At 49.9% G+C, this 24564-nt stretch carries 20 protein-coding genes and 1 pseudogene; 12 read left to right on the top strand and 9 right to left on the bottom strand.

Annotated elements, in window-relative coordinates:
- The first annotated feature begins 101 nt into the window (after positions 1–101).
- The 3 genes from rfbA to ABO04_RS06155 all read left to right on the top strand — a co-directional run bounded on the left by rfbA (position 102) and on the right by ABO04_RS06155 (position 3189).
- A complete protein-coding gene (rfbA, locus tag ABO04_RS06165; protein ID WP_160809796.1) occupies positions 102–986 on the top strand; it encodes a glucose-1-phosphate thymidylyltransferase RfbA in 885 nt (294 codons plus the stop codon).
- A gap of 114 nt (positions 987–1100) precedes the next feature.
- Positions 1101–2108, top strand: coding sequence for a UDP-glucose 4-epimerase GalE (gene galE, locus ABO04_RS06160; protein WP_160809795.1), 1008 nt, complete (start codon positions 1101–1103; stop codon positions 2106–2108).
- A gap of 163 nt (positions 2109–2271) precedes the next feature.
- Entirely contained in the window at positions 2272–3189 is a 918-nt protein-coding gene (locus ABO04_RS06155; protein ID WP_193565781.1) for a formate/nitrite transporter family protein, read from the top strand.
- 52 nt (positions 3190–3241) lie between these two features.
- On the opposite strand, the gene ABO04_RS06150 is transcribed toward ABO04_RS06155, so the two are convergent.
- From ABO04_RS06150 to ABO04_RS06125, 6 genes are all read right to left on the bottom strand, one after another.
- A complete protein-coding gene (locus ABO04_RS06150) occupies positions 3242–3811 on the bottom strand; it encodes a hypothetical protein (protein WP_160809794.1) in 570 nt (189 codons plus the stop codon).
- On the bottom strand, positions 3795–4424 hold the full coding sequence (locus tag ABO04_RS06145) for an SCO family protein (RefSeq protein ID WP_160809793.1): 630 nt from the start codon (positions 4422–4424) through the stop codon (positions 3795–3797). Before ABO04_RS06145 ends, ABO04_RS06150 begins: the two co-directional genes overlap by 17 nt.
- A gap of 93 nt (positions 4425–4517) precedes the next feature.
- Positions 4518–5996, bottom strand: coding sequence for a cbb3-type cytochrome c oxidase subunit I (locus tag ABO04_RS06140; protein WP_160809792.1), 1479 nt, complete (start codon positions 5994–5996; stop codon positions 4518–4520).
- 43 nt (positions 5997–6039) lie between these two features.
- The gene (locus ABO04_RS06135; protein WP_160809791.1) at positions 6040–6564 is read right to left on the bottom strand and encodes a cytochrome C oxidase subunit II; all 525 of its coding nucleotides are present in this window, start codon (positions 6562–6564) and stop codon (positions 6040–6042) included.
- 358 nt (positions 6565–6922) lie between these two features.
- The gene (locus tag ABO04_RS06130; RefSeq protein WP_160809790.1) at positions 6923–7990 is read right to left on the bottom strand and encodes a copper oxidase; all 1068 of its coding nucleotides are present in this window, start codon (positions 7988–7990) and stop codon (positions 6923–6925) included.
- Positions 7990–9702: a multicopper oxidase domain-containing protein gene (locus ABO04_RS06125; RefSeq protein ID WP_160809789.1), complete on the bottom strand. Its 1713-nt coding sequence runs from the start codon at positions 9700–9702 to the stop codon at positions 7990–7992. Before ABO04_RS06125 ends, ABO04_RS06130 begins: the two co-directional genes overlap by 1 nt.
- Before the next feature lie 726 nt (positions 9703–10428).
- Here ABO04_RS06125 and ABO04_RS06120 point away from each other — a divergent pair.
- Positions 10429–10905 carry a hypothetical protein gene (locus tag ABO04_RS06120; RefSeq protein WP_160809788.1) on the top strand — a complete coding sequence of 159 codons (477 nt, stop codon included), beginning with the start codon at positions 10429–10431 and terminating at the stop codon, positions 10903–10905.
- A 130-nt stretch (positions 10906–11035) separates the two neighbouring features.
- Here the strand turns inward: ABO04_RS06120 and ABO04_RS06115 are convergent.
- A pseudogene (locus tag ABO04_RS06115) lies at positions 11036–11248 on the bottom strand (transposase); the annotation flags it as partial.
- Between the two features lie 203 nt (positions 11249–11451).
- Between ABO04_RS06115 and ABO04_RS06110 the strand changes: the two are divergent.
- The 3 genes from ABO04_RS06110 (at position 11452) to ABO04_RS06100 (ending at position 15461) form a co-directional block, all read left to right on the top strand.
- Positions 11452–13446 carry a multicopper oxidase family protein gene (locus ABO04_RS06110; protein WP_160809787.1) on the top strand — a complete coding sequence of 665 codons (1995 nt, stop codon included), beginning with the start codon at positions 11452–11454 and terminating at the stop codon, positions 13444–13446.
- 53 nt (positions 13447–13499) lie between these two features.
- The gene (locus ABO04_RS06105; RefSeq protein WP_160809786.1) at positions 13500–14966 is read left to right on the top strand and encodes a tyrosinase family protein; all 1467 of its coding nucleotides are present in this window, start codon (positions 13500–13502) and stop codon (positions 14964–14966) included.
- A gap of 132 nt (positions 14967–15098) precedes the next feature.
- Positions 15099–15461, top strand: a complete 363-nt coding sequence (locus ABO04_RS06100; RefSeq protein ID WP_160809785.1) for a hypothetical protein — start codon at positions 15099–15101, stop codon at positions 15459–15461.
- Positions 15462–15686: 225 nt separating this feature from the next.
- Here ABO04_RS06100 and ABO04_RS06095 read toward each other — a convergent pair whose 3' ends face one another.
- Positions 15687–15992, bottom strand: a complete 306-nt coding sequence (locus ABO04_RS06095) for a hypothetical protein (RefSeq protein WP_160809784.1) — start codon at positions 15990–15992, stop codon at positions 15687–15689.
- A 115-nt stretch (positions 15993–16107) separates the two neighbouring features.
- Here ABO04_RS06095 and ABO04_RS06090 point away from each other — a divergent pair, with 115 nt between their 5' ends.
- From ABO04_RS06090 to ABO04_RS06070, 5 genes are read left to right on the top strand one after another with little or no spacing between them, the layout of a single operon-like run.
- Complete coding sequence (locus ABO04_RS06090) at positions 16108–16725, top strand: TetR/AcrR family transcriptional regulator (protein ID WP_160809783.1); 618 nt, start codon at positions 16108–16110, stop codon at positions 16723–16725.
- On the top strand, positions 16722–17762 hold the full coding sequence (gene hlyD, locus ABO04_RS06085; protein WP_160809782.1) for a secretion protein HlyD: 1041 nt from the start codon (positions 16722–16724) through the stop codon (positions 17760–17762). The genes ABO04_RS06090 and hlyD overlap by 4 nt, the downstream gene beginning before the upstream one ends.
- Before the next feature lies 1 nt (position 17763).
- Positions 17764–19530, top strand: a complete 1767-nt coding sequence (locus ABO04_RS06080; RefSeq protein ID WP_160809781.1) for an ATP-binding cassette domain-containing protein — start codon at positions 17764–17766, stop codon at positions 19528–19530.
- Complete coding sequence (locus ABO04_RS06075; protein ID WP_160809780.1) at positions 19527–20702, top strand: ABC transporter permease; 1176 nt, start codon at positions 19527–19529, stop codon at positions 20700–20702. Before ABO04_RS06080 ends, ABO04_RS06075 begins: the two co-directional genes overlap by 4 nt.
- Positions 20703–20706: 4 nt before the next feature.
- Positions 20707–21825 carry an ABC transporter permease gene (locus ABO04_RS06070; protein WP_160809851.1) on the top strand — a complete coding sequence of 373 codons (1119 nt, stop codon included), beginning with the start codon at positions 20707–20709 and terminating at the stop codon, positions 21823–21825.
- 591 nt (positions 21826–22416) lie between these two features.
- Here ABO04_RS06070 and ABO04_RS06060 read toward each other — a convergent pair.
- Positions 22417–23931 (bottom strand): aldehyde dehydrogenase family protein, encoded by a 1515-nt coding sequence (locus ABO04_RS06060; RefSeq protein ID WP_160809779.1) that lies wholly within the window; start codon positions 23929–23931, stop codon positions 22417–22419.
- Positions 23932–24564: the final 633 nt, after the last annotated feature.

Genomic DNA, 24564 nt, shown 5'->3' with positions numbered 1-24564 from the left:
AGTATAACAGCCCGTATTTTGCAGATTGATCCTATCCGAAGGAATTTATATGCTGTTTTGTTTTTCAATTTCATTCTTCTGCTGGCCACTAGAAAATTACTATGACATATAGAAAGGGGATTATTCTTGCCGGCGGCTCCGGCACACGATTGCATCCAGCGACGCTTGCACTGAGCAAGCAGCTGTTGCCGGTATTCGATAAACCCATGATTTATTATCCACTCAGTACCCTGATGCTGGCAGGGATACGCGATATTCTCATTATTAGCACCCCGCAGGATACGCCTCGTTTTCAGCAACTGCTGGGTGACGGAGAACAATGGGGACTGAATCTGCAATACGCTGTGCAACCTTCACCTGACGGCCTTGCGCAGGCTTTTCTGATTGGCGAGGATTTTATTGATCACCATCCTTCTGCCCTGGTGCTGGGGGATAACATTTTCTATGGTCATAATCTCCAGCGTTTGCTGGCCCATGCCATGCAGCGTACCGAAGGGGCCAGCGTATTCGCTTACCATGTGCATGATCCGGAACGCTATGGTGTGGTCGAGTTCAACACCCAAGGCAAAGTATTATCACTGGAAGAAAAACCCACGCAACCAAAATCTGATTACGCGGTGACCGGGTTGTATTTCTACGATACGCAGGTCGTTGATCATGCCAAAGCACTCAAGCCATCCGCCCGCGGCGAACTGGAAATCACCGATCTCAACCGTGTGTATCTCGAACAGAGCAATCTCAGTGTGGAAATCATGGGACGCGGCTATGCCTGGCTGGATACTGGTACGCATGCAACCCTGCTCGATGCCAGTCAGTTCATTGCCACCCTGGAAAACCGGCAGGGTCTGAAAGTTGCCTGTCCGGAAGAAATTGCCTACCGGCAAGGCTGGATAGATGCGGCCCAGCTGGAAGTGCTGGCCCGGCTATTGGCCAAAAATGGTTATGGACAGTACCTGCTGAAAATCCTCAGGGACAATGTGTTCTGATGAAATTGGGAAATATTAATTGGTGCAGGTATGTTTTGTATATGCAGTGGCAACGCAGATAGTTTTGTAGAGATTCCCTAACCTCTCGATATGGAAATTGAATAAGGTGCCGATATGAAAATTTTTGTTACGGGTGGAGCCGGCTACATTGGTTCGCACACTTGTGTCGAACTGCTGGCAGCCGGACATGAGGTTGTTGTATTCGATAATTTTTGCAATAGCCATCTGGAAGCGTTACGCCGTATTGAGCAGATTACCGGCAAGAAACTCACTGTGGTTAGGGGTGATGTACGGGATCAGGCAGCGATTGAAGAGGCCTTGAAAAGCCACGAGTGCGAGGCTGTGATCCATTTTGCCGGGCTCAAGGCAGTCGGAGAATCGGTCGAAAAACCGCTCGAATACTACGACAACAACGTCATTGGTACTCACCGGTTGCTGGCAGCAATGCAAAATTGTGATGTACATACATTGGTCTTCAGTTCCTCGGCAACCGTTTACGGTGAACCGCAGCATCTGCCTTTGACGGAAGATCACCCGTTATCTGCTACCAATCCTTATGGCCGCAGCAAACTTATCATCGAGGAAATGTTGCGCGATGTATATCAGGCCGATCCGCGATTGCGCATCGCTATTCTGCGTTATTTCAATCCCGTCGGAGCGCATGATAGCGGTCTGATTGGTGAAGATCCACAGGGGATTCCCAATAACCTGATGCCTTTTGTAGCGCAAACTGCAGTGGGGCGGCGTGAATATCTGAATGTATGGGGTAGCGATTATCCAACACATGATGGAACCGGCGTGCGGGACTACATTCATGTTGTGGATCTTGCGCTGGGGCATCTTAGTGCACTGGATTACCTGACTGTGCCGCAATGTACTGCAATCAATCTGGGTACAGGAATTGGTTACAGCGTTCTGGACGTGGTCAGGGCTTTTGAAGAAGCCAGCAGCCAGCGTGTAGCTTATAAGCTTGCCCCCAGACGGCCTGGTGATGTAGCGGCCTGTTACGCGAATCCTGCACTCGCTGAGAAACTGCTGGGGTGGAAAGCACAACGCGATCTTACTGCGATGTGCCGGGATCACTGGCGCTGGCAGAAGAATAATCCGACAGGGTATGCGTGAATCGATACTCTGGTGAATATCGTTGACAAATGATCATAACCTGCTAAATAAGCAGAACTATTTTATTGCTGGGTGTCCTGAGTTATGTCAGAATCCTCGGCCGCTGTGCATGAAGTATGCAGCTTGGTCGATGTAATTTCTTCAATTAATCCAGCTTATAAATATGAAAGAATTTGAACAACCCTCCATCGTTCCAAACGAAAAGGTTATCCAATCCAGTATTACTGCAGAAACCATGTCTGCTGGTGGTGCGTCAGTTGGTGCAATTCCGGCACTTTCTGGTAGTGAACCCATTGCTGTGATTGATAGTGTCACTCCTGCGCAAATGGGAAGTGATCTTGTCGAAGACGCTACAAAAAAGAAGAAATTCAAAGTAGGGCAGATTTTGATTAGAGGTTTTTTATGCACACCTTTTCTAGCGTATGCTACGGCATTGTGTGCATTGCTGGTTTCACAAGGCTGGCCAACGGCAGCAGCCGGCCTGCTTTTCCCGGTAGGCTACGTAATGTTGTCCATATTGGGCCTGGAAATGGCGACAGGTAGTTTTTCCGTGATGCCTATGGGACTCTACGCCGGTAGATTTGGATTAAGTAGTGTGGTACGCAACTGGTCCTGGACGTTTGTAGCCAATCTGATCGGTGGTGTTTTCTTTGCCTACCTGCTCTGGTTTTCTCTAACCAAAGGAGGGGCAGTCGAGCCTCCGGGAGTTCTCACTACACTGGCGCATCTTGCGGAAAAAAAGGCTTCTTATTCGGAATATGGCATAAATGGATGGGTTGCTGCTATTGGCATGGGCATATTGTGTAACTGGCTGGTGAGTCTTGCCCCGGTCTTTGCCAAGGGATCGCGCAGTGTGCCGGGCAAGGTTATGCTGATGTGGCTGCCACTTGCAACCTTCTTTTCGCTGGGTTTTGAGCATGCAGTGGTGAATATGTTTGTTTTCCCGATTGGAATTTTGTCGGGTGCAGATGTGACGATTTCTCAGTGGTGGTTGTGGAATCAGATTCCCGTCACGATAGGCAACATGCTGGGAGCAGTGATATTCAATTCGACCTTGTGGTATCGCACACACAGGGCATAAAGGACATAAGACAAGCTTGCGATAATCTGCCGATGGCAGATTATCGCAAGTTTCAGGTATTGATAATTCTGATTCCAAACATTACCCGGAGCATCCAGGCAATTGCCCAGGCGCTTCCAATCAACAGCAGTAACTGCCCCATGATACGCTGATCACTCAACAGGTAATTGGCGCAGAGACGATCGGGCAGATCAAGATAAAGCCATCCCAGGCGCATGAAAGTAGCCCAGAATTCCAGCTTCAGGACGCCTTGTGCAATCGGGTTGAGCTGAGGCCAGCTGATTCCCAGTGCAATACCCATCGCCGGGACAGAGATGAACTTTGCCAGCTCTATGTGCCATTCAGATACGGCAGCATCCAACGCACGCGGCAACATCCAGTAGGCCATGATAATAACGACGAAAGTCATGCCTGTTATTCCCCATCGGTTCCACGGAGCTATTTTGTTGCTCCAGTTTTCAGGCAGGGCTCTGCCAAGCATCCATCCAATGACTGTCAACGCCGGAAGCTGAACGAGCATGTGCGTTACCATGCTTTGTTCCAGGAAGTGTTGTATCGGAGGGAGAGCGAGTATGATTAATGCTGCCAGAAGCAGCTTTTCGGGTTTAATTTTCAGACGCATTATCCTGACCCTCCAATGCCTGATTCAGGTAGGCGCGTAATTCATCCATCTGCTCCATTCCAAAAATGGCGACCAGTTTTCCATCCGGACTGATGATGTGATAACCGGCAGAGTGTGTATAACCACCGTATTCATCCGGGATGACAATCACCTTAAAGAAATCAAGGATAGCTTTTTTTTGGGATGAGCTGGTTGGCCGGGCGGCTACCCAGTTTTTGAAATCAGCAGAAAAATGACTTAAATGTTCTTTCAGTCTTTGGGGTGTATCTTTTTCTGGATCGAAGGTGATACTGAGAAAACGCAACTTGTCCGAGTTTTCCTCAGCAGCGAAGTCCTTTTGCAGATTTTTGAGGTTGCCGCTCAGTATCAGACATACATCGGGGCAGCTTGTGTAGATGAAATCTACAACGATGAAGTATCCATGCCAGTCTTGAAAAGTGAAGGTTTCTGCATCCTGATTCTGCAGTTGCCAGTCAGGTACAGGGCGGGGATTTTCACGAATTTCAAGGCGGCGCGCCTCTTCAGCTGTAAAAGCGCGCCCCCCATCGGTACTTAGCCAAAGAATGAGTACTCCTGAAATTGCTACGAAGAACGTTGCCAGGAAAGTCCTCATTCTTTTTCCTCCTGTGTAGTGAGGTTGTACTAATCGCCCTTTAAAGTTACCGGCAACTCTTGGTAGTGTGTGGGAATTGCCGGTAATTCAGATTTAGCGAGGATTACTGGCGCCTGGCAGACTAACCAGTGCGCGGATAAGAAACAACAACATTCCTATGACTACCAGTGATGCAGCAATTGTACCTACTTGTGCAAAACCTACCCATTCAGGGAAGTGTGTTGCCCAGCGACGGGGAACACTGCTTGCACCGCTGGCAAGGAAGACCATGGATGTCATGAATGCACCGATCAGGTATGCATAGAATCCAAGGCTGTCAGTTGCCTTGGTTTTCTCTTTGTTGTCACCTTCACCTGCCAAAAAGTAGGCGAAGCCGATGAGCATCGGCAGTAATCCCAGCAACAGGTAGAAGTGGAAATGGCCAGGTACCCACATGGTATTGTGGAACGTACGGTTAACTGTAACCATTGCATCCAGAATCGCAGGGATTACACCAGCCCACCAGCCAAACATGGATAAGAACAGCAGCTTGGCCGATGTGGTCCATTTGATACCTGAGCGGTATACGATCATCAGAGCACCGTAGCCGGTAACCACCATCACTGGAATACCACTACCAAAAGAAAGCACTTGTCCGACTATGAGTGCCCAGTTCGGCATAGCGAAGTCCATCATGAGGTGATGTGGATAAACACCCATTACCATGAATACAATTGCAAACCATGCTGCATAAAATGGTTTGTTGGTTTTCCATGGACGGCCGGTGTAGCGTGGCAGGAGTTCATAAACAGCGATGACCGATGCATAAATAGTGGCATTGATGACAACATGACCGAAGAAATAGGTCAGATTTTTCATCAACAGTGCATCTGGTTTGAATTCAGGATAGAACAAATTGATCAATCCCATAACCAGAACAACAGCCCCTGCGGCAATACCCATAAAGTTAACGATCAGCACCATTGTGCTGGCAACTACTGCTGCCGGATGTTTGTAATCTACCGGCTCTTTACCGAAAAGCTGGGTAAGTCCCAATGCACGAGCCAGGCTGCCGTAGCGTGCCAGAATGGCGCGACCAAAATCCAGGTAGAGGATAAGAAAACCGACTCCGATGATAAGCACGCCAGTTTGGAACAGTGCTGCTGCACCACTCGACCAGGCTCCCATTGAAATGGCGGGTAACGGGAAGAGGAACGTCCATGCACCACCATATTTACCAACGAAAATGGAGCCAAGTATCAGAACGACACCTGTCAAGAAAATCAAGAAGTTTGTCCAGAAAATACCGTTGCTCAGACGAACATACTGGCGCAGGAAGTACCATTGTACTCCGGTTGATGTGATCATTGCTGCACCCACGACACCTACACCATGTACTGTCATGATCTGATAGAACAGATCAGCACCAATTTCCAGCCAGGTACCCTGCACAGCACGCATGGTAAAACCCGCAATCATCATCAATAAAAATACCAAAAATCCCGCAATTAAATGGGATTTGACGGCGATCAGTGCATTCCGATTTTCTGTATCGGAATACTCAATCTTTCCATTTGCTTCTGTAGCACTCATTGTGTCCTCCAATGCGTTTTTGGCTGTATTAATGTTGCACTAATTATTCAACTGTCAGTTCGCTAATCATGACGTGATGAGCCAGGCCACAATATTCCAGACAAAGGATTTTGTATTTCCCAGGTTTATCAAATGTATGAATAAGCTTATTGGTGTAGCCCGGCATTGCCTGAGTCTGGGCAACCAGTGTCAGTTTTTCATCATAGATACCAAAACCATGGTTGACATCAGCAGAAGACACTTGAAACTCAACCGGTTGACCTGCCTTTACGGTCGAAGGTGTCATTATCCAATACCACTGATGGCTATCCACAACGACATTTTGATAGTCACCACCCGAGTATTCTTTTTTCTGATCAGGTACTGGAAATGGATTTGTCGAAAGCACAGAGACGACAATTCCTAATACAAGCAGGAAAAGAAACCATTTTCTGCGTACGCCGTACCATTTTTTTGTGATTGATGGGTAATCCGGATCGGCTTCCTTGGAATTGGTAATCACAAAATAAAAGACCGCGATGACCAAGCCAATACCCACAAGTGTGATGGCATAAACTGTTGAAATCATTTGTACTTCCCCTTCCTTGTTTTTTAGACAAGCGGCGGAATTTACATTTAATAAAAGTTGTTGTCAACAGTTAATTATCGAGGGACAAGATCTGTTTTTATCCTGCGGTTTATTGAGTTGGCCAACCCGGATATTGTATGAATGGAGGAGGGTATCTGGACAAACAAAACCGGACACTCCCATTAAGAGAAAATAGCCTTAACGGGAGTGTCCGGATCTATTGAACTACATCATATTTTTGTATCACCAGTGCTGCATTATTCAAAATACGCACTTACGTTTTGCGGATTACGCTTTCTCATCTGTTTTTGCCTTGTGCCGGCAACACATTTTCAGAGGATCCCTAGAACCTGGCTTCTTACTCCTCGCTTTTGTCAACGGTCTTTTTGCCAGGAATAATTTTTCTGAACAATGGAATGCTGAACACTCCTGCCAGTGCTCCGAGCAGAAGTATGAGGTAATTCTGCGTATCACTGCTGGTAAGTGATTTGGTGATTTCCCTGACAACCTTGCTTTTATCTTCTTTGTTTTCAGACGCACTTATTTTAGGCAGATCTTCTGCTTCATAAACATCGCTGATGTTGTAAGGTGTCAATCCGGGGATGCTGGGAATGTCCTGCCCCCCCTTACCGATCACGAGCTGGGCTTTCATTCCTTTCTCCATATGCTGCGCAATGTCGCAATGGACGAGGAGTGTGTCATCTGACCCCGGTACGATAATTGTGCCGGAAACAGTTTTCGGGCCTGTGACTTCCAAGTGGAACATGCCGTACTGGTATAGGTATTTAGGAAGGCCGTGCATCATGAACTGATGGCGGATATTATCTTCATTGGTGAAATGAAATGTAACCTTTGAACAAGGTTTGACATGCCATTGTTGCTGATCGAAGGCAAAAACGGTTCCAGGAAATCTTTCGGCATATTTTCTGCCTGCACGAACTGTGATCTCTACTTCTTCGGAAACGCTTTTGCAGCCACTGGGCAGTTTGTCGAGATTCTGCCCCATGATCATCGTACCTTCATGATCCATGATATGGCTGTCATCAACATGATGGTGGTGATGCATGTCGCCATGATCAGTTGGTCCGCCCGCGTGTCCGGCGTGTTCGGATGCATGTTCGTGTGATTCGGCATCAATGCTGTGACCTTCATGGACATGATCCTGAGTTTGCGTTTCCTGATGCGTTGCGGCATCAATGCTGTGCTCTTTGTGTTCATGTGCTGCCGTATCGTTGTTGCCAGCACTCATATCGTGCCCGCTGTGGTGATCATGCTCGCTATGTTCGTGCTGATCATGTTGGGTGTGTTGATCATGCTGAGCGTGCTGGTCGTGTTCATCAAGTGTGGTTTGTTGCTGTGCCACAGCATCGAGACAGAATGGCAAAGTAGCAGCCAGCAGAAAAATGATCTTGAATTTTGCGTTCATTACTCTTTACCTCCTTCTTTTTTGCTTCTGATCCGTGAAATGACTGCTACAGCACATTGTTTGATATGGTTGCGCACGATAAAGATCAAATACAGGAGCAACCCGGCCAGCAAGCCACCCAGGGCATAGTACAAGGAGTTACGAGTTGCAGCATCAAGATTGATTGTTCTGCCTGCAGCTGCGCCAAAAGTAGCGGCTTCATCCAGATTCTGCCAGATAGGCACTTTTCTTTCCCAGTATTCCTTGGTGTAAAAATTGTCGAGATTAACACCGAAATGGCTCGTATTCGGCAGGCCGTTTTCACCAAGGTACGAGGTGTAGACAATGGAACTCATGCTGCCGCCTTCAGCCATGCCATTCGTGGTAATCCCTTTTTCACGATGGTCATGGATCAGCCAGTCACCTGCACCATAACTGTGTCTGCCGTCATCGATGGTTTCCAGTTTCAGATCCAGACGCTGAGCTGGAGCCAGATCGAAGACATCCCGCATGATTTGCGCTATGGGATTGTGCTCAACGCCGTCGTAGTGCGTAATCGTGGCGTGGTGTCCATGCGTGTGAATCGCAATGGATTCACTGCCACTGTTGAGTAAACGCAATTTTATTTTCTCATCCAGGTCAACCACGATAAGTGATTCCCTGAGCGAATAGGGAAATGATAATCCATTGAGTGTGAAATAATCTTCGGTCGCGTTATTGATTTGGTAGCGCCGGTTCATGTCGCGCGCAGTCAGACGCGGATCATTGTATTCCTTGATAATATCACCCAGTTCCTTATCCATTGAGTGGTAGTGCAAATCATATTCCCGATCGAAATTTTCTTTGATTGCAGCGGAACGATGTCGGACGCGACCGGCACCAATGTTCAATGTTTGCAGCCAGTTATTGGGTTTGTTTTCCTCAACAACAATCATCCCGGCCAGGCCCATTGACAGATGCGTATGTGTTTGCACATGACAATGATAGAACATGGTTCCCGTTTCACGCGCCTGGAATTGATAAATGCGACGTTCACCTGGCATCAATTCCATTTCGCTGGTTTGCGGTACGCCATCGTTACCGTTGAGTTCATGATGGAACGGGTGATCCACCCCGTGCAGATGAATGCTGTGCGGGAGGTAATGCGTGTTCTCCAGCACGATTTGTACGATATCTCCCTGTTCAACCCGAATGACCGGCGATGGCAGTCTGATCAGTGGATTGGCCCGTACACTTTCAAAGTTTTCAGTCGACATGCCACTGGTTTTCGGTGCAAATACCCAGGCACCCGGTTGTACTCCAGGCGCGATGTCAAAGGTGGGAACCTGCCCGGGAAAATCAGGCGATTTCCCGTTTAATTCCATAACCTCCAGCTTGATAACGATACGATCAGGATCACCATCTCCATCCAGATCATCCGTCTTAATGATGGCGTCCGGAGAAAAATGTGTCTGCATGAGTGTATCCATGGAAACATTGTTGGTTCCTTTAACAGCGACAGCAATCCAGGCGGGATTATCCGGGCTACAGCTCGGATCTGCTTCGATTTCCACGCCATCGATAACCTGTGCATCGCGCCAGGCAGGTGGAATTTTGGGATCGCAGGCCGGCTCGGATGTGAGCGCAGCAGGGTCAACTCTGATTGTTTCCGGTAATTTTAAGGATGCATAAGTACTGCCAGAGGCACATACCAGATATGCAATCACTACGATCGTGCGAATAAAATTAGACATGTCTCTCTCAATTTATCCTTTATGGAATTTAACAAAAGAGCGCTCTTGCTTGGATCATGCGGCTATTTTCTCGGTTTTACGCAAGCGATGGTAATTTACAATCAAGGCTGCATCCTGAATAGCAGATCTGTCGAGCGTCTCCAACATGATATTTTCAGGTAAATGAAAGTTATGCAGAATACCCTTATCCCGGTAATATTTCTACATAACGCGTTTGCGCAGCATCCAGGATTTTTACAGCTTCCTGCATTTCTTATGACGAAGTAATAACGGGTTCCGTATTGGCCAGTTTGCCAGATTTTATCCCTTTGCCGGATATCAAGTGGATCATTAATCGAGCAGAGGTTTCATACCTGCGATGACATATGCATGGTGATGGAGGCTCCAGCTGATTGCTTATCAGCCTCTGGAAGCCCTGATGGGCAATGAGCTTGCTGCCTTTGCTCATGCTGGTCTGGCGAGTGAAACTAACTCCGTACATTTTACATTTGGATGTGTCCCGCACTCTAAATCAGGGTGATGTTCTGAATCTTCGTCGAATCTGTTCACAGCCAGATGATTGCGATTGCCAGAAGCAGGTAATATAGTATAAATAACAGTATCGGAACATCCGAAAAGGCAAGGGAGTCACTGCAACTGATCGTGACATCTTGCAACTGATCGTGACATCTCAATGGCCTGGTGATATCCGGCTATTGAATAATATAACTTGAAAATGAAGAAATCATGGTTTGGGTAATTGGAATTGCTGTGCTGGCGCTGCTGATCATATCAGTATGGTTTCGAAAAGTGGCAATAGGCGTAATCATTCTTGCTGTGCTGGTCGGCAGTCTTATTTATTTTTTGAGTGAACGTGAGGAGGAGCGCGCGCTTTCTCGTATCCCGTTTGCGGAACTGGATTTTGAGAACGTAACACTCAAACCCAATTACAGCGGATACAGCCTGTCTGGCCGTATCAAAAACAATTCACAGGAATTCACACTCAAACAGGTCAAACTGCTGATCACTCTGCAGGATTGCACCGGCGCACCAGATGCCCGGAAATGCGTGACTGTCGGGGAAAGTCATGAGAGTGTGAACCTCAACATTCCTTCCAACCAGGCCCGTGATTTTGAAAAAGTTCTGTATTTCCCCGGCGGCAACCTCAAATTTCTGGGTGAACTGGAGTGGAGTTACTCTGTTTCCGGAATAAAGGGCGAGTAATTATTCCGAGCGGGAGCACACGCCGACATTTGTGTGGTTTTTCTATACTTAACCAGGCGGCCATACTTCGTTCGTCTGGCCAGGCAACACCGGCTGCTCACGCTTGACAGCGACGCCGTGACGCTTGCACCTTCGCCAAACGTTTCTTGAGCCGACTGTTCTCTGCTTCCAGCGCCCGCTGCCGTTTCACATCCGCCACGCTTATCCTGCCAAACTTGGCCTGCCAGGTATAGAACGATACATCACTGAATCCGTGCTGCCGGCACGACTCCTTGACCGGCACACCTGCCTCTGCCTGCTTCAGAAACCCAATAATCTGCTCTTCTGTAAATCGCTTCTTCAAATCCTTTTTCCTTCATGAAAACGGACTTTACTAGACTTAAGCTGGTACCTGTTTAGTGGAGACAGGTCAGGGCGGCTGTTTCATTTATTTCTGGTTCGCGTAATTGCAAACTAAAGTGCTATCTCTTAAGTGTCGATGTTAATAAGGAATAGATAGAGGTGAAAACTATTGTCAGAGATTCTTAAATTTACCCAGGAAGAAAAATGAAATCAGTTTTACAAAGTACCTACTCCACCTTGCAGATGGTCATTATTGTGCCGGTTCTATTCATTCCTCAGATTGTTCATGCTGAATTAGCAGCCGATGCACGAATTGTTACCAATCCACCTTTACTTAAATTAATCAGAAAAATCCCGTATTCAACTGAGCAAAAGCAATCACGCTTTACAGTGAATGATTTATCGCACGAAGCCTCTCTCACGCTTAATGTGGCTTACACTGACGGTAAGCTGTGGAACCCCCCTGAGCAGCGTTTTGATACAGTCAAGCTACGCAGCTATCAAGGGGCGCATGTGGATTCTAATGTTCCCTATGTTTCTCCCATGCTTGAGGTAAATCCGGGCGATACAATCAGGATTTCCCTCAATAATAAATTACCTGCTGATCCCAGCTGCATTCAAACTGATCAAGACATCAACAATCCGCACTGCTTTAACGGCACTAATCTGCATACACACGGCTTGTGGGTCAACCCGGCGGGTAATGGCGATAACGTGTTGATATCGGTCAACCCTGGTGTACGTTTTCAATATGAGTACAACATCTCTTCTGATCACCCTGCCGGCACTTTTTGGTATCACACCCATCGCCACGGTTCGACAGCCTTGCAAGTATCAAGTGGTATGGCCGGAGCACTGATTGTTCGTGGCAATCGTCTCCCTACCACAACACAAAACGGTGACATCGATACTTTGCTCAAACCGACTCAGAACCAGGCTTTCAAAGAACGAGTGCTGGTAATGCAGCAGATTCAGTATGCTTGCCGTGATGACCACGGAAATATCAAACGTAATCCAGATGAAACCTATCGTTGTGATCCTGGTGATGTCGGCGAGATTGAGGGGTACGATCAATTCGGTCCAGATAGCTGGCACCCATCAGGACGCTATACCAGCATTAACGGTCAGGTGTTACCCACTTTTGACGGTAGCAGAACTGGACAGATTGAACGTTGGCGCGTCATACATGGTGGTGTGCGCGACACTATTAATCTGGAATTCAGAAAGCTAAAGACGGGGAGTCGTAGTCCTCAAAGTTTGCGTGCATCCGAACATGATGCCTTTATCAATGAGAGTTGCACAGGCGATCCACTTCCTCAGCACTTGATTGCAGCAGACGGGTTGACTACTGGCGCTGTGATTAAGACCGTGCAGACAGTTTATCAGCCTGCTTACCGCTGGGATACATTGCTGGTTTTTCCTCAGGCTGGATTCTATTGCGTGATTGATACCGCTGCACCTGCAGCGTCTAATGTCGAACGGGCTGCCACCTCACGTCAATTGTTGGGGCTGGTGAATGTTACAGCGGGACGCAATGTGCCAACCGACGTCACAGCCTATATTGCCTCTGAATTGGCTGCTGCCGCTGCCATAAATATGCCTGCTGACGTACGCGACAAGGTTGTTACAGATTTACGCAGCGGACTCAAGTTATCAAGCTTTGTACCGCATTCGAATATCGAGGATAACGAAGTTACTGGCACACAAGAGCTCATCTTCAACATTGATGTGAACCAAGAGCCAGTAATATTTGAGGTAAACGGCAAATCTTTTGATCCAAATATCGTCAATCGTACACTTACGCTTGGCGGTGTAGATGAATGGACGCTGAAATCTGATTTTGTAGGCCATCCATTTCACATTCATGTAAATCCCTTTCAGATTGTGAAAATTCTGGATCCGAATGGCAAGGATGTCAGCGGACCAGATGCAATAGACGATGCAGAGGGTACTGTGGACCTACAGTATCGAGCACTTAAAGGGGTTTGGAAAGATACGCTATGGGTAAAAAATATTATGCAGCCCAGTCCGGCTGAGGGTAAATATACCGTTGTGGTTCGCACGCGTTACCAGCGCTATATTGGTGATTACGTTTTGCATTGCCATATCCTCGATCATGAAGATCAGGGAATGATGCAAATCGTTCGAGTGGCATTACCCGACGGTGAAGATGGCGTCAGCCAGGGCCACAAACACTGAATCTACATCAAGCAATCCTCATTGAAACACCCAACCGACTTAGGAGAACCTGGATGGTTACAAGAAGATCCGTATTGAAAGCTGTTGTAGCAGGAAGTGTAATTACTGCATATTCGGGCATCTTGCCTGGCGTAAAGGCATTTGCTCAAACCGGGCCAAGAAAGCGACGTAGTGTCAACAATATGAAATTTGATGATCCGGATCTGGAAACTTACCGGGATTTTGTTGGCCTTATGAGAAATAAACCACAAACCGAACTGGTGAGCTGGACCGGATTTGCCAATCAACACGGCGATGCAAACAACTTTAAATATTGTCCACATGGGGATTGGTATTTTCTTCCCTGGCACAGAGGATTTGTGGAAATGTATGAAAAGGCAGCGGCCGTATTGACCAACAATCCAGACTTTGCCATGCCCTATTGGGATTGGACAACATTACGCCAACTGCCCGGAGCATTTACCGAAAAAACCTACAAGGGGAAACCTAATCCGCTCTATGTACCAGGCAGAGGGGATGACGCATCCATGATACGTAATGCTTTGACCGGTCCTTATGCGCTGACGGATGCATTAGTTGGCCCCAAGGTAATTGAGAGCATTTATAAAGAAACCGTGTTTGAGGCGTTTGGTACCAGTCGTAATCCCAGACAGAATAATCTGGATCCTAAATGGGTGCCTATGGGAGGGGGAAATCAAGGGATTCTTGAACGCACGCCACATAATAACATCCACAATAATATCGGCGCCTATATGCCGAACTCGAATTCACCGCGAGATCCAATTTTTATGATGCATCATGGCAATATTGACCGTATCTGGGCTTACTGGAATGCGCTCGGTCGCAAAAACTCCAATGACCCTCTGTGGCTGAATATGCCATTCACCGATAACTACATCTCACCCGATGGCAAGTTCTACACCAAGGTGGTGAAAGATCTGCAAAGCACCTCTGTACTGGGATACACCTACGATAACTTGCCCAGCAAACCCGACAATAAAAAAGTAAACACACTCCGTTCACAGAATCTCACCGCATTATTCAATCCCGCACAAGAATCCACGCTGTTTAAAATTAAACAGTCCAATATATCAGCAGCTACTCTGGCTGCACCGCTGCGTCTGTCTCTTCCACTCGAAAACCAAATTTTGCAGGATGTGATCAAACCTGTTGCCGAAAATACCGAAGGGCGAGAACTCGTTGCACTGATTTCCGATATCAAGATCAGTGATAACGTACAAGCTATTCGCGTATTCATCAACCGAGAAACAGTCAATCTGGATGTACCAGATACCGACCCGCATTACGTAACGACCTTAGGTTTTCTGAAACATGGCAGCGATCATGGCTTACCCTCAGCCATCGTCAATCTGACTGAAGCGCTAAAAAATATCGCAAAGACAAATAGCCTTGCGAATGACGAGATTACTGTGCAACTTCTGCCCGTACCCAAACCAGGCGTGGCAACAACGGCTGTCAGTAATGTGCTGCCGGCTTCGATCGAGTTGGCAGTTATTTGATGAGCAAATCCGATGCGCGAGATACAAAGCAAACTGACAGCTCGAATTTTTCTTATTGGTTTTATCTTTTTGACAACGTTGAGTCATGCTGGCGGAACTCATAACGATCCAACTTCGTGCAGCAAAGCAACATTGAAATTACCGGCAAAACAGTGCTTCAATCTCGACGCGGAAAATCTGCAAGCTTTACAGCAGGATCACAAACGTGTAGTTATCGTCGTGCAGTCATTCAAACCACTCAGATTGCCAGCAGGGCTGGTAGTCTGGCTGGTAGTTGATAACCAACGCCACGAGCTGACACGTTTTGCAATACATCCGTTGCGCGCATTTACTATGCAGGAGCCAGAGCGGCAATCGCGCTTTCTGGTTTCGTTAGTAGAACAGGCTTCGCTCATCAAAGCAGGAAAGCCGTTATGCCTGGAAGTAGGTTTTGACGGCTCACAAGGCAGCGGCGAAGCAGAAATCATGATTGAACTTATTAACACACCAAAGTAAATTATTAAGCAGTTACCGGTCACGGAAATCAATAATTGCATGCCGCATTCCTCTCTGCTTTTGTTTTAAGTGACGCTGTTTAGTGGGGGCGAGTCACAGATACCAATATCAATTCCGGATAAAGCTTGTACTTACAAGTTAGTTGCATAACCTCAACCCACGTTTAATCTACGATTTTCCCATTTTTCTGAGACCATCCTTACATCCAATTGAGTGCTGTCGACTTCAGACATTTTGTGCAGCTAGCTTCTGAAAATGACAGACTGGCTTGCCAACCAGTACAGCAGCCAGAACTGTTGTTCCGTGCAATGCCATCGTACTCGCTTCCCAGCAGGTTGCTGAAAATGGAAACGGTGTGATCGGCGTATCCGTTACCAGCAAAATCAGGCAAAGGCCGAGAAAACCGATCTGATCGACGATCCAGTTCGCTCCTGCTTCCAGTTCCTCCTCGAACAGATAGTTTGGCACCCACATGACGAGAACGAATATTGCCAATGCTATGATGGCTTTAATCAGGTTTTCACCAATCATCGCATGTACTTCCGTACTGAAAATAATAGTGACTCAATATTCGTCACGCTTTTTGTGAGGAAGTTGTATCATGACAAGATAGTAATAAGTTACTCACTTTTGGAATAAACAGGTAATGAATGAACGCTCCAAGCACCTTTCTGCTGATGCACGCCGTGTGGCGACTGTGGAGGCAGTAGTTGATCTGGCTGGTGAACAGAATCCCAGCGACATCACCACCACAGCTATCGCACAGCGTATGGGATTGACCCAGGGTGCACTGTTTCGACATTTTCCGAATAAAGAAGCTATTCTGCAGGCCGTGATGTCCTGGGTTTCGAAGCATTTATTGGCACGTATAGACAAGGCGACAGAAGGAATTTTGTCGCCAGTCAAAGCCCTGGAAGCGGTATTTATGACACATATCGACTTCGTATCCGAACACCCCGGGGTGCCGAGGATGCTTTTTAGTGAATTACAACGCTCGGAGGAGACGCTACCCAAGCGCATGGTGCAGACCTTGATCCACCATTACGATGAACGACTGCGACGCCTGCTTGAAGCGGGCAAGAATCAGGGTGAGCTGGATGCGGAGCTGGATGTCAATGCCGCTGCCGTTCTATTCATCGGCACCATTCAGGGACTGGTGATGCAGTCTTTAATCGCCGGCGATGTGGCACGCATACGACGTAATGCACCGGACGTGTTTGCCATTTATCATCGCGGAATCAGCCGTATGGACAATACTCTATGAAAAACAGTAAATTTCCTGGTGTGATCAAACGCATGCTCGTTGTGTTCCTTCTCGCCGCGATTGCAATTGGTGTCGGTTTTATATGGATGCAGCGCACAGATATGGATGACGACCCATTGCGTCTGTACGGTAATGTTGATATCCGCGAAGTACAGCTGGCTTTCCGCCAGCCTGGACGCATTGCCGAAATGATGTTCGATGAGGGCGATGCGATCACCCGGGGAATGCGTATGGCACTACTGGACGATCAGCCTTACCAGGATGCCCTGGCATCAGCGAAAGCCTCGATGCAGGTGGCGCAGGCTGAGCTGGCCAAATTGCGCAGCGGCTTGCGTCCCCAGGAGATCATCCAGGCACAGGAGGCGCTCAAGCAGGCTCAGGCCATCGCCCGCAATGCCGAACATGACTATCAGCGCCAAAACGGCTTGCTTCCATCTGGTGCCAGCAGCCGGCAGGCAGTCGATGCCGCACGAGCGGCGCGAGATCAGGCAGTTGCCGGCGTAGCATCTGCCAAGGCAGTCTTATCTCTGGCGACTGAAGGCTTTCGCGCCGAAGATATTGCAGCCGCCGAGGCACAGCTGGCTGCCGCCCAGGCCGCCCGTGCCCAGGCTACCACGGCCTTGGCTGATACCGAGTTGCTCGCACCCAGCAACGGTACCGTGATCGCACGGGTGCGTGAACCCGGCAGCATGGTGGCCAGCCAGAGCACGGTCTACAGCCTGAGTCTGGATAAGCCCGTTTATGTACGCGCCTACGTCGGCGAACCGGATCTCGGGCGCATCGCATACGGCACCCGGGTACGGGTGACCAGTGATTCTTCCGATAAGGTTTATCGTGGTCAGATCGGTTTCATCTCACCACGCGCAGAATTCACCCCCAAAACAGTGGAAACCACAGATCTGCGCACTGATCTGGTGTATCGCCTGCGCATCGTCATCAATGCGGCTGACAGCGATCAAGGACTGCGCCAAGGCATGCCGGTCACCATCGAGGTGGATACTGGGACGGATATCAGTACGCACACAGGAAATCACTGAGATGCTAGCCTGTTCTATTACTGAAACCACTTTGCAACGTGAAAATACCGCTGTCGTCATTGAAGCGGTAGATAAGCATTTCGGTAATGTACAGGCCTTGCGTGAGTTGAACGCAGACATTCAGTACGGACGGTTGACTGGGCTGGTCGGCCCGGACGGCGCGGGCAAAACTACCTTGATGCGTATCATGACCGGCCTGCTGGCACCCAACGCCGGCCGCGTCACCGTATCCGGTTACGATGTGGTGGATGACAATGACGCTATTCATGTGCTGACCGGCTATATGCCGCAGCGCTTCGGCCTCTACGAAGACCTGTCGGTGATGGAAAACATGCAGCTGTACGCACAGCTGCGCAGCATGGATGCCCGGTACAACAACGAACTGTTTGCTGAACTGCTCGATTTCACCCGGCTTGGCTCCTTCACCACACGCCTGGCCGGCAAGCTCTCCGGTGGCATGAAGCAGAAGCTCGGCTTGGCCTGTGCCCTCATGGCGCGACCCAGGGTGCTGCTGCTGGATGAGCCTGGGGTGGGCGTTGATCCGGTCAGCCGCCAGGATTTGTGGCGCATGGTGCAGGCACTCACCGACGAGGGCATGGCGGTAGTCTGGTCCACCGCCTATCTCGACGAAGCTGAGCGTTGTGAAAGCGTGCTGTTGCTCAACCGGGGGCAGCTCCTGTTCGAAGGACCACCGCAGAAACTGACTGCTCAGCTGGAAGGTCGCAGTTTTCGCCTGGAAAATGTTGGTGCTGAGCGTCGAACAGTTCTTACTAAAGCGCTTGATCTGCCCTGCGTCAGCGATGGCGTGATTCAGGGGGCAGGTGTGCGCGTGGTTTTGCGCGACGGCGCACAGCCAGATGATATCCAGGCGCTGGCGGATCAGGCACAGGTGCGTCTGACAGCGGTGCCGGCTCGCTTCGAGGATGCCTTTATCGACCTGCTCGGCGGTGGCCCCGGCGGCACATCCGCTCTGGCCGAGCGTCTGTCACCGGTTGAACTTGGCTCGGATATTGCCGTGTCCTGCCGCAATCTGACCAAGCGCTTCGGTGATTTCACCGCCACGGATAACGTCACCTTTGACGTGCACAAAGGCGAGGTGTTCGGCCTGCTCGGGCCCAACGGCGCCGGTAAATCCACCACTTTCAAGATGCTGTGCGGCCTGCTCAAACCCACTTCCGGCGAGGCGCAGGTGGTGGGGCACGATTTGCGCCGGGCCACCGGTGCGGCCAAGAGCCGTCTGGGTTATATGGCACAAAAATTTTCGCTCTACGGCCTGCTCTCGGTGCGACAGAACCTGGAGTTCTCTGCTGGTGTATATCAACTGGAAAGATCTACGCGACGTGAACGCATCGATGAAATGATCGATACTTTTGATCTGGCCGACTGGTTATCCGCCACCCCCGACTCCCTGCCGCTGGGACTCAAGCAGCGTCTGGCGTTGGCTTGCTCGCTGATGCATCGGCCACCGGTATTGTTCCTGGATGAGCCGACCTCGGGCGTTGACCCCATCACCCGCCGTGAATTCTGGACCCACATCAACGGCCTGGCACGCAAGGGTGTAACCATCATGGTCACCACCCACTTCATGGACGAAGCCGAATATTGCGACCGGGTGGCCATGCTCTCGCGTGCGCAACTGATTGCCCTGGACACACCGGATGCGCTCAAACAAGGTGCCGCCGGTGTCGACAATCCCGATCCGACCATGGAAGATGCCTTCATTCATCTGGTGGAGACCGCCGATCGCGAGATGGAGGCGCGCGCATGAACAGCAGCAGCCCGCAACCCGGCTATAACGACAAGGCTGCAATCCAGTCCGGACTGCGCCGCTTTGATCTGCAACGTCTCAGGGCATTGGTGTACAAGGAAAGCTTGCAGGCACTGCGCGATCCCTCAACACTGCTGATCGCCTTTGTGCTGCCGGTGGTTTTGTTGCTGCTGTTCGCCTATGCGGTGTCGCTGGACGCGAAGAATATTCGCGTTGGCGTGGTGCTGGAATCACCCGGTGCCGAAGCACAGGAGCTGGCAGCGGCATTCTCCGGCACCCGCTTTCTGGATACGCACTTTGTCCACGACCGGCGCGAGGTAGTTGATCAGTTGGTTTCCGGCGAAGTACGCGGTTACGTGGTGATTCCGCAGGATTTCGAGCGGCGCCTGACCCTGCGCGGCAGCGAGCCGCTGGTGCAGATTATCACCGATGGTTCTTACCCCAATACCGCCAATTACGTCGAGAACTACGCCCGGGGCGTGGTACAGACCTGGCGCGCCGGGCTGGATGTCGCTGCACCGCCCCAGGCCGTGGCACTGGAACCGCGTTTCTGGTTCAACCCCGAGCTGGAAAGTCGCCGTGCACTGATCCCCGGTGCCATCGCCATCGTCATGACCATCATCGGCACCATGCTCACTGCGCTGGTAGTGGCGCGCGAGTGGGAGCGTGGCACCATGGAAGCGGTGTTGTCTACGCCTGCTTCGGTGGCCGAGATCCTGATCGGCAAGCTGCTGCCGTACTTCGTGCTCGGTATGCTGTCCACGCTGGGTGCAGCAGCACTGGCTGTATTTGTGTTCGATGTACCACTGCAGGGTTCGCTGGCAACATTACTGCTGCTGTCAGCGGTATTCATGGTACCGGCGCTTGGACAAGGTCTACTCATCTCGTCGCTGGCGCGCAATCAGTTTCTAGCGGCGCAGATCGCACTGTTCACCGGTTTCCTGCCAGCCTTCATGTTGTCTGGGTTTTTGTTCGAAATCGACGCCATGCCAGCATCGATCCGGGCTATCACACTGCTGATTCCGGCGCGCTACTTCGTGGACTCGCTGAAGACAGTATTTCTGGCGGGGGATATCTGGGCGGTATTTCTGCCTAACCTGGCGGCCATGGCAGCAATCGGAGCCGTTTTCTTCATAATTGCCAAGCGTGCCACGCGCAAGAATCTGGAGTGATACGATGCCGACTTCCACATTCTCATTCACCCGCCTGCGCGCCCAGTTCATCAAGGAGATACTCAGCGTCCTGCGCGATCCACGCAGTCGTATGGTGGTATTCGTGCCGCCCATCCTGCAGCTGCTGGTGTTCGCTTTCGCCGCAACGCTTGAAGTCCGCAATGTCGATATTGCGGTATATAACCAGGACTCCGGCCGTTGGTCGCATGAACTGATACAGCGGCTGGACAGCGCTGACTTCATTACGCGTCTGCACCGGATCGACAATCGGCGGGAATTACACACCCTGATCGACCGTGGCGAAGTGATCGCGGCATTGGCTATACCGGTGGACTTTTCACGCCGGATTGCCGCTGGCGACAGCGGTATCGCTCAGGTACTGGTGGATGGCCGACGCAGTAACTCGGGGCAAATCACCGTTGCCTACCTGTCTACTATTGCTGCCGATATGGGTGTCGAAATCGTGCCCGACGCACAGGCGCTCACGCCGGTGGTAGTACGGCATCGGTTCAACCCGAATCTGATCTACCGCTGGTTCATCGTACCTGGCCTCACCGGTATCCTGGCGCTGTTCAGCGCACTGCTGATCACCTCGCTGTCAATCGCCCGGGAACGCGAACTGGGCACCTTCGACCAGCTGCTGGTGTCGCCTACTTCGACGCCGGAAATCATCATTTCCAAATCGCTGCCGGCGCTGGCCATCGGCACCTTGTTGGGCCTGTTCATGATCAGCTCGGGGGTGTTCCTGTTCGGCATTCCCTTTACCGGCTCGTTTATCCTGCTGTTGGTCAGCCTGGTGCTGTTCATTCTCTCAGTGGTCGGTATCGGCCTGATGATATCTGCCGTCAGTATGACGCAGCAACAGGCCATCCTCGGCGCATTTGCCATTGGCGTGCCGTCGGTACTGATGTCTGGCTTTGCCACACCGGTAGAAAACATGCCGGTATTCCTGCAATGGCTGACTCAGGCCATTCCGCTGACTCATTTTCTGATCATCGTTGAGGGCAGCTTCCTCAAGGCCATGCCACCCGGCGATATCCTCGCCAGCCTGTGGCCACTGGCGGTGATCGCCTTAGTCACACTGACGATGGCTACCGTATTCGTCCGGGGACGCCTGCAATAATATCCATGATCACCTGCCATTCACATCCAATCACCATGCATCGAGTTCCTGGAACCCACCGCTGATTCTGACTATCAGTCATTCCCGCGTATCAGTTACTGTCGATGCGACAAATTGTCGCATCGACAGTAACTTGGATGAAGTTTAATTTCTTAGTAAGAGAAATAACTGATTATCTTAACTTTATGAGAGGGGTTATGTGTGTTTGAGTAAAAATACAAATACATATCATATTTGCTAATCACTAAGAGCAGAATTCTATTTGCTCAAATCTTGAGTACCCGAGCCGTACAATTACCGATAGGAATTCATGTGTTTCGGATAGAACCAAAAGAGAGAAGCTGCTTTGCATTTGCCAGTTTACGGTTAAATGATTCCTTGCGAAGGCTTCCCACTACGACAGCAATCTGATATTGATTCATTTCTGCTCCTTCTTTTTTATAAAAGATTCAGATCAGGAATGTCGGATGAATAAACTGCAAGCCAATGTTAAGCTGGTATTTGTTTAGATCAGTTATCCTCTAACGCCAGCCAACCATTGATAGCATTACCACAGACCACTTCACTTTTACGAATTATTAACAGAAGATTCTAATCTCCATGGCCTCCCTTCAGCTGTCTCGCATCAAAAACGTATTTTCGTGGTTCATGCTGAATGGTAACCCACTGATCAGTAGTAAAGGCTGTGATCGCCCAGGCACCATTGAAACGGCCGATACCTGAGTTTTTTTCTCCACCGAAAGGATTATAAGGCAGGTCGTTTACTGGCTGATCATTGATATGCGCCATTCCCGATTCCAGCCGCTGAGCAAAATGTAAACCACGCTCAACATCGCGAGTAAAAACAGCAGCAGCAAGCCCGAGTTCTGTATCATTGGCAACCTTGAGTGCTTCCTTTTCACCACGCACTCGGATGAACGGTGCGATCGGACCGAAAGATTCTGTCCGTGCCACATGCATATTATTGGTCACATCTGTGAAAACATGGGGCGGCAACACCAGCCCTTGTGCTTCTTCACCGACCACCTTGCGCGCCCCAGCTGAGATTGCATCTTTGATACGACTGCATAACCCTTTGAATTGTGATTCATTAATAATCGGCCCAATCATAGTGTCCGGCTCATCGGGATTTCCAAACTTTAACTTGCGCACCCGCTCTACAAAGCGATCCACAAAAGCATCGTGCACCTCATCATCGATGATAAAGCGATTGACGCTCATACAGGTTTGTCCCTGGTGCAAAAACTTGCCAAATACTGCTGCCTCCACTGCGTCATCGAGATTGGCATCACTTAGTACCACAAAGGGTCCATTTCCACCCAGCTCCAGCTCGAGGCGCTTCAGTGTCGGGCTCTCTGCCGACAGCTTGGCAATGTTGCGCCCAACAGAAGTTGATCCTGTGAATGAAATCACGCGTGGCACCGGATGCGTGACGAATATATCGCCAATCTCACTGCCTGCGCCCACAACGACGTTAAAAACACCCGGGGGCAGTCCTGCTTCCTCCAGGATTTTTGCCAGCAACAGACCGCCTGTAACAGGCGTATCACTGGCAGGTTTGACAACAACTGCATTACCAACAGCCAGCGCAGGGACGACTGACCGAGCCGATAACTGCATGGGCCAGTTCCATGGACTGATAACCCCTACCACCCCCACCGGCTTGCGATACACTCGACTTTCCTTGCCCGGCACATCTGCAGGTAAAATGCGACCTTCAACCATATAAGGCAAGGCAGAGCCTTCCAGCATGACCGCATGTACCGTGCCCCATTCCATAGTGGCCTTGATGCGAGTACTGCCTGTTTCTCGAATCAACCATTGCACAATCTCTTCGTGACGCATCTCCATCACCTGTGCAGCGCGGCGTATCACAGCGGCACGTTCTCCTGGCAGCAGTGCAGCCCAAGCACGTTGAGCTTCAGCAGCGCCCCGATACGCTTCATCTACGTCATCCTGGTTTGCATTCGGGATCTCTGCAAGAATATTGCCATTGTAAGGATTCAGGTCTTGCAATACCTTCGCACTCTTTCCATGTCGCCATACTCTATTGATGGGTAATTGATCAAAGCCGGTGTAACTCAGAGGTGTTTTCTCGCTGTTCATGTGGCAACTCCTTGTTTGTCAAATGGGATTGTATAAGTGAGGTAGTTAACTTACTACTTTGTCAGTCAGCGTTTATCAGCGAAACGCCAGACTGGTCATGAGAAAGCTCGCATCGGTGCCGCCCGCCTGGATCAGGGCGCTGCCCACCTGGAAATGGGTCGCGGCAGCGCGGACTTCCCATTGCGGGTTGACCTTCCAGCTTGATCTGATTCCCGATATACCTGCCGATTCCGATTGTTTGAGGTATCACTGAGGGAGGGGAAGCGTATATCGCATCTCCTTTCTGGTGTTTCCGCAGAAAATTCCAACTCAGAACAAATATTAGCCTGCGGATGGGCTTGAGCGTCAGGGTCGGTTGCAGATCCATGATATTGGCTGCAATATCCATGCCTCGTCGGGCAGGGTAGCCACGTCTTGCTTGGTAATCTGTGATATGTTTGACGCCATACTCACACCTCGCTTTAGTGCATACGAATACTAAGCATAGTCTAAATTTGTGCAGATGACTTCTGATATTTAGCTGTCAGGAGTTATCTGCACAGCTGACGTTACACCCATTCGATTGGTGCAGTCGTCTTCTGAAAATGACAGTCATCATCGACGCGCCGAGCGAGGACGCCATCGCACAGGTTG

The organism is Nitrosomonas sp. HPC101 (assembly GCF_009833125.1).
Taxonomy (GTDB): Bacteria; Pseudomonadota; Gammaproteobacteria; order Burkholderiales; family Nitrosomonadaceae; genus Nitrosomonas.
This window is presented reverse-complemented; position numbering and strand designations above follow the sequence as displayed.